Raw genomic sequence first — 12,274 nt, forward strand, 5'->3', positions numbered from 1 at the left:
CTGGCAAGGCTGGGACGGAAGTCACTGTCGTTCTCAAAATCGGTGGAGCTGCATGACAAGGTCATCGGGCATTATCTGAACATAAAACACTATCAGTAAGTTGGAGTCATTACCGCGAACAGCATGCGGTTGTTGCGCTCGATCGCTACGCCTCTTTTAGCCAGCCATGGTATGACACGCCAGATAAGCAGGCCTGTGTAGCTTATCAGGGGATGGCGATGGTCAGCGTATTAAATATCGTCTCGCAAACTCATCTGGTTGCCATCGCCCCGCGCTGGCTGGCTGAAGAGTTTGCCGAGCCGCTGAGCCTGCGGATTATGCCGTTGCCGCTGAACCTTAACTCACGCACCTGCTATCTCTCATGGCATGAAGCGGCCGGTCGCGATAAAGGTCATCAGTGGATGGAAGAGCTGTTGGTTAGCGTCTGCCGTCGATAAATGTGGTCAGGATAAATTTCAGTATTATTGTTATTTATCCTGACTTTTTTTTCGTTTCTGAAATTTTATTCTGTTGAGGATATTTTCACTGCCCTTTGCTGGCCGTAAAAATGCATGAATTACTGTGCCGCCCCCATTTTAAATGATGAACGCTCACTCACCTTCGTTCTCGTAGTCGATTTATCCATAACAAATATTAATACCTTGTTTTTCTTCTTTTGTGATCCTGCGCCAGCCGGGGTTTGCTAATTGCCTGCCTTCCGGCGAGCGGTTATGGTAACTGTCACTCTGCACAATAAAAATCGCCAGGGGTAACCCTGACAAAAAAGACGGCGCAGTGCATATTTCTCCTGTCCGTCTGAAACGATAAGCCTGGAGGCAAATCATGGAGATGTTGTCTGGCGCCGAAATGGTCGTCCGATCGTTAATCGATCAGGGCGTGAAGCAAGTGTTCGGTTACCCTGGAGGCGCGGTCCTCGATATTTACGACGCACTACATACCGTTGGCGGTATCGAACACGTCCTGGTGCGTCATGAGCAAGCCGCCGTACATATGGCTGATGGACTGGCACGTGCGACAGGTGAAGTGGGGGTCGTGCTGGTGACATCGGGTCCTGGCGCGACGAACGCCATTACGGGTATCGCTACCGCCTATATGGATTCCATTCCGATGGTGGTGCTCTCCGGTCAGGTTGCAACCTCGCTGATTGGCTATGATGCCTTTCAGGAGTGCGACATGGTCGGCATCTCCCGTCCGGTGGTGAAACACAGTTTCCTGGTCAAGCAGACGGAAGATATTCCGGGCGTGCTGAAAAAGGCCTTCTGGCTGGCGGCCAGCGGGCGTCCGGGGCCGGTGGTGGTGGATCTTCCGAAAGATATTCTCAACCCGGCCAATAAATTGCCTTATGTCTGGCCGGAGTCGGTCAGCATGCGTTCGTATAACCCTACTACCCAGGGACATAAGGGGCAGATTAAGCGTGCCCTGCAAACCCTGATAGCGGCCAAAAAGCCGGTGGTCTACGTTGGCGGCGGGGCGGTGAACGCCCAGTGCGAAACGCAGCTGCGTGCGCTTATCGAAAAGCTGAACCTGCCGGTGGCCTCCTCATTAATGGGACTCGGGGCGTTCCCGGCTTCCCATCGTCAGGCGCTCGGCATGCTCGGTATGCACGGCACGTACGAAGCCAATATGACGATGCACAACTCCGACGTTATTTTTGCCGTTGGGGTGCGCTTTGACGATCGTACCACCAATAACCTGGCGAAATATTGTCCTGATGCCACGGTGCTGCACATTGACATCGATCCCACCTCGATTTCCAAAACCGTGCCGGCGGATGTGCCAATTGTGGGCGATGCGCGTCAGGTGCTGGACCAAATGCTGGAGCTGCTGGCGCAGGAAAATTATGCCCAGCCGCTCGACGATATTCGTGACTGGTGGCTGCAGATTGAGCAGTGGCGTGCGCGTCAGTGCCTGAAATACGATACCCAAAGCGAGAACATCAAGCCGCAGGCGGTGATTGAAACTATCTGGCGTCTGACCAAAGGCGACGCTTACGTGACCTCGGACGTCGGCCAGCACCAGATGTTTGCCGCCCTCTATTACTCGTTTGATAAGCCACGTCGTTGGATCAACTCCGGCGGTCTGGGCACCATGGGCTTTGGCCTGCCCGCCGCGCTGGGCGTGAAGCTGGCATTACCGGAAGAGACGGTGGTCTGCGTGACCGGCGATGGCAGTATCCAGATGAACATTCAGGAACTCTCCACCGCGCTGCAGTACGAGCTGCCGGTGCTGGTGCTCAATCTGAACAACGGCTATCTGGGGATGGTGAAGCAGTGGCAGGATATGATCTATTCCGGTCGCCATTCGCAGTCCTATATGAATTCATTGCCGGATTTTGTGCGTCTGGCAGAGGCTTACGGCCACATTGGTATGCGTATCAGTCATCCGGCAGAGCTGGAAGCGAAGCTCAGTGAAGCCCTTGAGCACGTTAAAAATAACCGCCTGGTCTTTGTCGATGTGGTTGTGGATGGCACCGAGCATGTTTATCCGATGCATATTCGCGGCGGCGGTATGGATGAAATGTGGTTAAGCAAAACGGAGAGAACCTGATGCGCCGGATATTATCTGTATTACTGGAAAACGAGTCCGGTGCGCTGTCGCGCGTGATTGGGCTCTTTGCACAGCGTGGCTACAATATTGAAAGCCTGACGGTAGCGCCGACAGACGATCCCACGCTTTCCCGCATGACCATCCAGACGGTGGGCGACGCCAAGGTGCTGGAGCAGATCGAAAAGCAGCTGCACAAACTGGTGGATGTCTTACGCGTCAGCGAGCTGGGGCAGGGGGCCTACGTTGAACGTGAAATCATGCTGGTGAAAATTCAGGCCACCGGTTACGGGCGTGAAGAGGTGAAACGCAATGCGGATATCTTCCGCGGGCAGATAATCGATGTCACACCGTCTATCTATACCGTTCAGCTTGCCGGCACCAGCGATAAGCTGGATGCTTTCCTCGCCTCGGTGCGGGATGTGGCAAAAATTGTCGAAGTGGCGCGTTCAGGCGTTGTGGGACTTTCCCGCGGCGACAAAGTGATGCGTTAAGGATAAAAAGTTCGCCTCTCTATTGCCCGGTGCGAGTAACCGGGCTTTTTTTTGCGCACCGATGCCGGTGTCGCGACAAAAGCGGTTGCCGCACAGACTATTCTGCGTTTAGATGTTACAAGATTTAGCCATAACCCTGACGAGGTCATGGACTCTTTTCTTTCTTTTAAGGGGTAATTGTGAAACTGGATGAAATCGCCAGGCTCGCCGGTGTGTCGCGAACGACGGCAAGCTATGTGATTAACGGTAAAGCGAAGCAGTATCGTGTCAGCGACAAGACCGTTGAGAAAGTCATGGCAGTGGTTCGTGAACATAACTACCATCCGAATGCTGTCGCAGCAGGTCTGCGTGCCGGGCGTACCCGTTCGATCGGCCTGGTGATCCCGGATCTGGAGAACACCAGTTACACCCGGATCGCCAACTATCTTGAGCGTCAGGCGCGTCAGCGCGGCTATCAACTGTTGATCGCCTGCTCAGAAGATCAGCCCGATAACGAAATGCGTTGCATCGAGCATCTCCTCCAGCGCCAGGTCGATGCCATTATCGTTTCAACCTCGTTACCTCCGGAGCATCCTTTCTATCAGCGTTGGGCTAATGATTCCTTCCCGATTGTCGCCCTCGACCGTGCATTAGATCGCGAACATTTCACCAGCGTGGTGGGTGCCGATCAGGACGATGCTGAAATGCTGGCGGCAGAGCTGCGTACCTTCCCGGCGGAAAATGTCCTCTACCTGGGGGCGTTGCCGGAACTCTCCGTGAGCTTCCTGCGCGAGCAGGGTTTCCGCACCGCCTGGAAAGACGATCCCCGTAAAGTGGATTTCCTCTATGCCAACAGCTACGAGCGCGAAGCCTCGGCGCAGCTGTTCGAGAAGTGGCTGGAAACCCATCAGATGCCGCAGGCGCTGTTCACCACCTCTTTTGCCCTGTTGCAAGGGGTGATGGACGTGACGCTGCGCCGCGAAGGCAAGCTGCCGTCCGATCTGGCGATTGCGACCTTTGGCGATCACGAACTGCTCGATTTCCTGCAGTGCCCGGTGCTGGCAGTCGCCCAGCGTCATCGTGACGTGGCAGAACGGGTGCTGGAGATTGTGCTGGCGAGTCTCGATGAGCCGCGTAAGCCTAAACCGGGGCTGACGCGCATCCGTCGTAACCTCTATCGTCGCGGCATATTGAGCCGGTCATAAGAGATACAGGGCAGTGGAAACTGCCCTGAATTTATTGCTATTAATCCGCTCAGGAATGCCCTTATTCTTTTTAAGATAATTCTATAAAAAACATCGCCTCACAGCCTTATTATTTCACTTTGCTATTTAAAACTTCTTTTCATGTTTATTTAAAAGCCATTAATGACATTATTTGTATTATTTTGTTACACAACCGATCATCATTGCTGAATTATCAACCATTTTTGCCCCCTGAATTTTCCGCCATCCGCTTATCAGCGTTCGACGCGGCGGCAGCGTTGAATCTGGCGCTGTTCACCCCTGACGATATGGCTTAAAATGCCGCCCGCGTCGCAAACTGACACTTTATATTTGGTTGCGACGAGATGAGTGATTTTTAACGCTGCTCTGCATATTGGAGTTTTTTCTCACAAATATTCATCACGTTAATTTTGCCTCGCCAGTTGTACGGTTAATAGCCTGATTAACTTCCGTTCGTAAATCAGTAACATTTAGACTGATGTCGCGGAAGTCCTGGCTTGACAAGCTTTTCCATCGCTCCGTAAACTCCCTTAAGTGGGAATTTGTGGGTAAAAGTGGTGAGGAGGGGTGAGACTGGCATGTTCCGTGGAGCGACGTTAGTCAATCTCGACAGCAAAGGGCGTTTGTCGGTACCAACCCGATATCGCGACCAGCTGAACGAGAGCGCTTCTGGTCAAATGGTCTGCACCATTGACATCAACCACGCCTGCCTGTTGCTTTACCCCTTGCCTGAATGGGAAATCATTGAGCAAAAGCTGTCTCGACTGTCGAGCATGAACCCGCAGGAACGCCGCGTGCAGCGGCTGTTATTGGGTCATGCCAGTGAATGTCAGATGGATAGCGCGGGGCGTTTATTGATTGCGCCAGTGCTGCGGCAGCATGCGGGTCTGACAAAAGAAGTGATGCTGGTCGGACAGTTCAATAAGTTTGAACTGTGGGATGAAACGGCCTGGTATCAACGGGTCAAGGAAGATATCGACGCTGAGCAGTCTGATTCCGCGACATTGTCGGAACGATTGCAGGATTTGTCTCTATAAATATGATGGAAAATTATAAACATACGACGGTGCTACTGGATGAGGCCGTCAATGGCCTGAATATTCGTCCTGATGGCATCTATATTGATGGCACTTTTGGCCGGGGTGGCCACTCACGTTTAATCCTCTCCCAACTGGGCGCGGAAGGCCGTTTGCTGGCGATCGATCGCGATCCGCAGGCCATTGCCGTGGCAAAAACTATTGATGATCCACGCTTTTCTATTGTTCATGGTCCTTTCTCTGCGCTGGCTGATTACGTCAGCGAGCGCGATTTAACCGGCAAGATCGACGGCATTCTTCTCGATCTTGGCGTCTCCTCACCGCAGCTTGATGACGCTGAACGTGGCTTCTCCTTTATGCGCGACGGTCCGCTGGATATGCGTATGGATCCGACGCGCGGCCAGTCCGCCGCCGAGTGGCTGCAAACGGCTGATGAAGCGGATATCGCCTGGGTGATCAAAACCTTCGGCGAAGAGCGTTTTGGCAAGCGTATCGCGCGCGCCATCGTTGAGCGCAACCGCATTGAGCCGATGACCCGTACCAAAGAGCTGGCTGAAGTGATCGCGGCGGCAACGCCGGTGAAGGATAAGTACAAACATCCCGCCACCCGTACTTTCCAGGCAATTCGCATCTGGGTGAACAGCGAGCTCGAGGAGATCGAGCAGGCGCTGAAAAGTTCGCTTGGCGTACTCGCGCCGGGTGGTCGCCTGTCGATTATCAGCTTCCACTCGCTGGAAGATCGCATCGTGAAGCGTTTTATGCGCGAGCAAAGCCGCGGTCCGCAGGTTCCGGCCGGTTTACCGATGACGGAAGAGCAGCTCAAAAAGCTGGGTGGCCGTCAGCTGCGCGCATTGGGCAAGTTAATGCCGGGCGAGGCAGAAGTGGAAGAGAATCCACGCGCCCGTAGTTCAGTGCTGCGTATTGCAGAAAGGACGAGTGCATGATCGGCAAAGTGGCAGGCACCTTAAGCAAGGTCAAAGAGACGTTAGGCAGCAACGAGCGTCATGCGTTGCCGGGCGTGATCTGGGACGATCTGTTGCGTTTCGGCAAGCTGCCACTGTGCCTGTTTATTTGCATCATTGTGTCGGCGATCACCGTCGTGACCACCGCGCACCATACCCGTTTGTTAACGGCGCAGCGCGAACAGCTGGTGCTGGAGCGTGATGCGCTGGATATCGAGTGGCGAAATCTGATCCTTGAAGAAAATGCGCTCGGCGATCACAGCCGGGTGGAACGGATCGCAACGGAAAAGCTGCAGATGCAGCATGTTGATCCCTCTCAGGAAAATATCGTAGTACAAAAATAAGGAAAAACGCGACGCATGAAATCCGCGGCGAAGGCGCTAAAACCAAAACGTCAGGAAGAACAGGCCAGCTTTATCAGCTGGCGTTTTGCGTTGCTGTGCGGCTGCATTTTACTGGCGCTGGGTTTCCTGCTGGGACGCGTGGCGTGGCTGCAGATCATTGCCCCCGACATGCTGGTGCGCCAGGGCGATATGCGCTCCCTGCGCGTTCAGGAAGTCTCGACATCGCGTGGCCTGATCACCGACCGTTCTGGCCGCCCGCTGGCGGTCAGCGTACCGGTGAAAGCGATCTGGGCGGATCCGAAAGAGCTGCATGACGCTGGCGGGATCTCCCTGGATAACCGCTGGAAGGCGCTCTCTGACGCGCTGAAAATGCCGCTCGATCAGCTGGCTGCTCGCGTCAATGCTAACCCGAAAGGGCGCTTTATCTATCTGGCGCGTCAGGTTAACCCTGACATGGCCGACTACATCAAAAAATTGAAGCTGCCCGGCATTCACCTGCGTGAAGAGTCGCGTCGCTACTACCCGTCCGGAGAAGTGACCGCCCACCTAATTGGCTTTACCAACGTCGACAGCCAGGGGATTGAAGGCGTTGAGAAGAGTTTCGATAAGTGGCTGACCGGTCAGCCGGGCGAGCGCGTGGTGCGTAAAGACCGCTATGGTCGCGTGATTGAAGATATCTCTTCAACCGACAGCCAGGCGGCGCACAACCTGGCGTTGAGTATTGACGAGCGTTTGCAGGCGCTGGTCTACCGTGAGCTGAATAACGCCGTCGCCTTTAACAAAGCGGAATCCGGCAGCGCCGTGCTGGTGGATGTCAGCACCGGTGAAGTGCTGGCGATGGCCAACAGCCCGTCTTACAACCCGAACAATTTTACCGGCACGGCCAAAGACGCCATGCGTAACCGTGCCATCACCGACGTCTTCGAGCCGGGTTCCACGGTGAAACCGATGGTGGTGATGACCGCCCTGCAGCGCGGTATCGTCAATGAAAACACCGTGTTGAATACCGTGCCTTACCGCATCAACGGTCACGAGATCAAAGACGTGGCGCGTTACAGCGAATTGACCCTCACCGGGGTTTTACAGAAGTCGAGTAACGTTGGCGTTTCTAAGCTGGCGTTAGCGATGCCGTCCTCAGCGTTGGTAGAAACTTACTCACGTTTTGGGCTGGGAAAGGCGACCAATTTGGGGTTGGTCGGAGAACGCAGTGGCTTATATCCTCAAAAACAACGGTGGTCTGACATAGAGAGGGCCACCTTCTCTTTCGGCTACGGGCTAATGGTAACGCCGTTACAGTTGGCGCGTGTCTATGCAACGATTGGCAGCTATGGCGTCTATCGCCCGCTCTCAATTACCAAAGTTGATCCCCCGGTTCCCGGTGAGCGTATCTTCCCGGAATCGATCGTCCGTACCGTCGTTCACATGATGGAAAGCGTGGCGCTGCCCGGCGGCGGCGGCGTGAAGGCGGCGATCAAAGGCTATCGCATCGCGATCAAAACCGGTACGGCGAAAAAAGTCGGGCCAGATGGCCGCTACATCAATAAATACATTGCATATACCGCAGGCGTTGCGCCTGCGAGTAATCCGCGTTTTGCGCTGGTGGTCGTCATCAACGATCCACAGGCGGGTAAATACTACGGTGGCGCCGTTTCCGCGCCGGTCTTCGGTGCCATCATGGGCGGCGTACTGCGCACCATGAACATCGAGCCGGATGCGCTGGCAACGGGCGAGAAAAGTGAATTTGTAATTAATCAAGGCGAGGGAACAGGTGGCAGATCGTAATTTGCGCGACCTTCTTGCTCCGTGGGTAACAGGCTTACCTGCGAGAGAACTGCGAGAGATGGTACTCGACAGCCGTGTGGCTGCCTCGGGCGATCTTTTTGTGGCAGTCGTAGGTCATCAGGCGGACGGGCGTCGGTATATCCCGCAGGCGATAGCGCAAGGTGTTGCTGCCATTATTGCTGAGGCAAAAGATGAGGCCACTGACGGTGAAGTCCGTGAAATGCATGGCGTGCCGGTCATCTATCTCAGCCAGCTGAATGAACGTCTCTCTGCGCTGGCGGGACGTTTTTATAACGAACCCTCTGACCGGTTGCGTCTGGTTGGCGTAACCGGCACCAACGGTAAAACCACCACCACGCAGCTGATGGCGCAGTGGGCGCAACTGCTGGGTGAAACCAGCGCGGTGATGGGGACCGTGGGTAATGGTCTGTTGGGCAAAGTGAACCCAACGGAAAATACCACCGGCTCTGCCGTTGACGTACAGCACGTGCTCGCCGGTCTGGCAGGGCAGGGCGCGACCTTCGCGGCGATGGAAGTCTCTTCTCACGGGCTGGTACAGCACCGTGTCGCGGCGCTGAAATTTGCCGCCTCTGTGTTCACTAACCTGAGCCGGGATCACCTCGATTACCATGGCGACATGGAAAACTACGAAGCGGCGAAATGGCAGCTGTATGCCACGCATCACTGCGGTCAGGCGATCATCAACGCCGATGACGAAGTGGGTCGCCGCTGGCTGGCTAAGCTGCCAGATGCCGTTGCGGTCTCCATGGCCGATCATATCAATCCGAACTGCCATGGCCGCTGGCTGAAGGCCACCGACGTGACCTATCACGATAGCGGCGCGACCATTCGCTTTGCTTCGAGCTGGGGTGAAGGGGAAATCGAGAGTCGCCTGATGGGGGCATTCAACGTCAGCAACCTGCTGCTGGCTCTCGCGACCCTGCTGGCGCTGGGTTATCCGCTGGCGGAACTGCTCCGTACCTCCGCGCGCCTGCAGCCGGTTTGCGGCCGCATGGAAGTCTTCACCGCCCCAGGCAAACCGACGGTGGTGGTGGATTATGCCCACACGCCGGATGCGTTGGAGAAAGCGCTGGAAGCCGCGCGCCTGCACTGCGCCGGTAAACTGTGGTGCGTCTTTGGCTGCGGCGGCGATCGCGATAAAGGCAAACGTCCGCTGATGGGCGCCATTGCTGAACAATTCGCGGATATCGCGGTCGTGACCGATGACAACCCGCGCACCGAAGAGCCGCGCGCCATCATCAACGACATTCTGGCCGGTATGCTGGATGCGGGCCGTGCCCGCGTGGTGGAAGGCCGCGCAGAAGCGGTGACTAACGCCATCATGCAGGCTAACGAGAACGATGTGGTGCTGCTGGCCGGTAAAGGCCACGAAGATTATCAGATTGTCGGCACCAACCGTCTGGATTACTCCGACCGTGTAACCGCGGCGCGTCTGCTGGGAGTAGTGGCATGATCAGCGTAACGCTAAGCCAGCTTGCGACGATCCTGCGCGCAGACGTCAGCGGCGATGAGATGAGTTTCGATGCGGTGACCACCGACACGCGTAAAATCACCCCTGGCTGCCTGTTTGTGGCGCTTAAGGGTGAGCGTTTCGATGCGCACGATTTTGCTGAGCAGGCGAAAGCCGCGGGCGCAGGTGCGCTGCTGGTAAGCCGTAAACTGGATATCGACCTGCCGCAGGCGGTGGTAAAAGATACCCGTCTGGCGTTTGGTGAACTGGCGGCATGGGTTCGCCAGCAGGTTCCGACGCGCGTTGTGGCGCTGACCGGCTCCTCTGGTAAAACGTCCGTTAAAGAGATGACGGCCGCCATCCTCACCCAGTGTGGCAATACTCTCTATACCGCAGGCAATCTGAACAACGATATTGGCGTACCGATGACGCTGCTGCGTCTGACCCGCGAGCATGAGTTTGCGGTAATCGAACTCGGTGCCAATCACCAGGGGGAAATCGCCTGGACCGTTAGCCTGACGCAACCGGAAGCGGCGCTGGTGAATAACCTGGCGGCGGCACATCTGGAAGGCTTCGGCTCGCTCGAAGGCGTGGCAAAAGCGAAGGGCGAGATCTACACCGGCCTGCCGGCCAACGGTATCGCCATTATGAATGCCGATAATAACGACTGGCTGAACTGGCAAAGCGTTATCGGGGATCGCAAAACCTGGCGCTTCTCGCCTAATGCTGCGAACAGCGACTTCACCGCCAACAACATTCATGTGACCTCTCACGGCACCGAATTTACGTTGCAGACCCCAACGGGGAATGTGGACGTACTGCTGCCGCTGCCGGGCCGCCACAACATCGCCAATGCTCTGGCGGCGAGTGCGCTGGCGATGGCCGTCGGCGCGCCGCTGTCTGCTATCAAAAGCGGGCTGGCAAACCTCAAAGCTGTTCCCGGACGCCTGTTCCCGATCCCGCTGGCGGAAAACAAACTGCTGCTGGATGACTCCTACAACGCCAACGTCGGCTCCATGACCGCTGCGGTACAGGTGCTGTCTGAGATGCCAGGCTATCGCGTGATGGTGGTTGGCGATATGGCCGAGCTGGGCGATGAGAGCGAAGCCTGCCACCAGCAAGTGGGCGAGGCGGCAAAAGCCTCCGGTATCGATCGCGTATTAAGCGCCGGTCACCTCAGTAAATTTATCAGCCAGGCCAGCGGCGTCGGTGAGCATTTTGCCGATAAAGCGGCGTTGATCGCTCGCCTTAAGGCACTGGTTGCAGAACAACAAATTGTGACAGTTTTAGTGAAAGGTTCACGCAGTGCTGCCATGGAAGAGGTTGTGCACGCTTTACAGGAGAATGGGACATGTTAGTTTGGCTGGCCGAGCATTTGGTCAAATATTATTCCGGCTTTAACGTCTTTTCCTACCTGACGTTTCGCGCCATCGTCAGCCTGCTGACTGCGCTGTTCATCTCATTGTGGATGGGTCCGCGCATGATTGCCCGTCTGCAAAAACTCTCTTTTGGCCAGGTAGTACGTAACGACGGTCCGGAATCACACTTCAGTAAACGCGGTACGCCGACCATGGGCGGCATTATGATCCTCACCGCGATTGTGGTGTCGGTGCTGCTGTGGGCTTACCCGTCAAACCCGTACGTCTGGTGCGTGCTGGTGGTGCTGATTGGGTACGGAATTGTCGGTTTTGTCGATGACTACCGCAAAGTGGTACGTAAAGACACCAAAGGTCTGATCGCCCGCTGGAAGTATTTCTGGATGTCGGTGATTGCGCTGGGCGTGGCCTTCGCGCTCTATCTGGCAGGAAAAGACACCCCTGCTACCGAGCTGGTGGTGCCGTTCTTTAAAGATGTGATGCCGCAGCTGGGCCTGTTCTACATTCTGCTGGCCTACTTTGTGATTGTCGGTACCGGCAACGCGGTAAACCTGACCGACGGTCTTGATGGCCTGGCCATTATGCCAACGGTCTTCGTCGCGGCGGGCTTTGCCCTGGTGGCGTGGGCGAGCGGCAACATGAACTTCGCCAGTTATCTGCATATTCCTTATCTGCGTCACGCCGGTGAGCTGGTGATCGTCTGTACGGCGATTGTCGGCGCAGGTTTAGGCTTCCTGTGGTTCAACACCTACCCGGCGCAGGTCTTTATGGGCGACGTGGGTTCGCTGGCACTGGGCGGCGCGCTGGGCATTATCGCCGTGCTGCTGCGCCAGGAGTTCCTGCTGGTGATCATGGGCGGTGTGTTCGTGGTTGAAACCCTGTCGGTGATCCTGCAGGTAGGCTCCTTCAAGCTGCGCGGTCAGCGCATCTTCCGGATGGCACCTATCCATCACCACTATGAACTGAAAGGCTGGCCGGAACCGCGCGTCATCGTGCGCTTCTGGATTATTTCGCTGATGCTGGTGCTGATTGGCCTGGCAACGCTGAAGGTACGTTAAT

The 12,274-nt window shown here is 55.9% G+C and carries 11 protein-coding genes and 1 pseudogene; all 12 read left to right on the forward strand.

All coding sequences use genetic code 11. From position 1 onward, the window contains the following. The coding region (locus FHC51_RS08900; protein ID WP_000641146.1) for an IS1 family transposase at positions 1-99 on the forward strand (99 nt) is incomplete at its 5' end. An 11-nt stretch (positions 100-110) separates the two neighbouring features. Continuing rightward, positions 111-437: pseudogene (gene leuO, locus FHC51_RS08905) on the forward strand (transcriptional regulator LeuO); the annotation flags it as partial. A 385-nt stretch (positions 438-822) separates the two neighbouring features. Further along, positions 823-2,547: an acetolactate synthase 3 large subunit gene (gene ilvI / locus FHC51_RS08910; protein ID WP_220435360.1), complete on the forward strand. Its 1,725-nt coding sequence runs from the start codon at positions 823-825 to the stop codon at positions 2,545-2,547. After that, a complete protein-coding gene (gene ilvN, locus FHC51_RS08915) occupies positions 2,547-3,038 on the forward strand; it encodes an acetolactate synthase small subunit (protein WP_032616525.1) in 492 nt (163 codons plus the stop codon). Before ilvI ends, ilvN begins: the two co-directional genes overlap by 1 nt. Before the next feature lie 179 nt (positions 3,039-3,217). Beyond that, positions 3,218-4,222: a catabolite repressor/activator gene (gene cra, locus FHC51_RS08920; protein WP_220435361.1), complete on the forward strand. Its 1,005-nt coding sequence runs from the start codon at positions 3,218-3,220 to the stop codon at positions 4,220-4,222. Positions 4,223-4,821: 599 nt separating this feature from the next. Then, positions 4,822-5,280 carry a division/cell wall cluster transcriptional repressor MraZ gene (mraZ, locus tag FHC51_RS08925; RefSeq protein ID WP_103178262.1) on the forward strand — a complete coding sequence of 153 codons (459 nt, stop codon included), beginning with the start codon at positions 4,822-4,824 and terminating at the stop codon, positions 5,278-5,280. A gap of 2 nt (positions 5,281-5,282) precedes the next feature. Then, on the forward strand, positions 5,283-6,224 hold the full coding sequence (rsmH, locus tag FHC51_RS08930; RefSeq protein WP_103178263.1) for a 16S rRNA (cytosine(1402)-N(4))-methyltransferase RsmH: 942 nt from the start codon (positions 5,283-5,285) through the stop codon (positions 6,222-6,224). Continuing rightward, entirely contained in the window at positions 6,221-6,586 is a 366-nt protein-coding gene (gene ftsL / locus FHC51_RS08935) for a cell division protein FtsL (RefSeq protein WP_103823242.1), read from the forward strand. Before rsmH ends, ftsL begins: the two co-directional genes overlap by 4 nt. A 15-nt stretch (positions 6,587-6,601) precedes the next feature. After that, entirely contained in the window at positions 6,602-8,368 is a 1,767-nt protein-coding gene (locus tag FHC51_RS08940; protein WP_114315899.1) for a peptidoglycan glycosyltransferase FtsI, read from the forward strand. Next, positions 8,355-9,842 carry a UDP-N-acetylmuramoyl-L-alanyl-D-glutamate--2,6-diaminopimelate ligase gene (gene murE / locus FHC51_RS08945; protein WP_220435362.1) on the forward strand — a complete coding sequence of 496 codons (1,488 nt, stop codon included), beginning with the start codon at positions 8,355-8,357 and terminating at the stop codon, positions 9,840-9,842. The genes FHC51_RS08940 and murE overlap by 14 nt, the downstream gene beginning before the upstream one ends. After that, entirely contained in the window at positions 9,839-11,197 is a 1,359-nt protein-coding gene (gene murF, locus FHC51_RS08950) for a UDP-N-acetylmuramoyl-tripeptide--D-alanyl-D-alanine ligase (protein ID WP_103823245.1), read from the forward strand. Before murE ends, murF begins: the two co-directional genes overlap by 4 nt. Further along, the gene (gene mraY / locus FHC51_RS08955) at positions 11,191-12,273 is read left to right on the forward strand and encodes a phospho-N-acetylmuramoyl-pentapeptide-transferase (protein ID WP_220435363.1); all 1,083 of its coding nucleotides are present in this window, start codon (positions 11,191-11,193) and stop codon (positions 12,271-12,273) included. The genes murF and mraY overlap by 7 nt, the downstream gene beginning before the upstream one ends. Position 12,274 lies beyond the last annotated feature (1 nt).

Origin of the sequence: Leclercia sp. EC_58, from assembly GCF_019584355.1 — a bacterium.
Taxonomy (GTDB): Bacteria; Pseudomonadota; Gammaproteobacteria; order Enterobacterales; family Enterobacteriaceae; genus Enterobacter.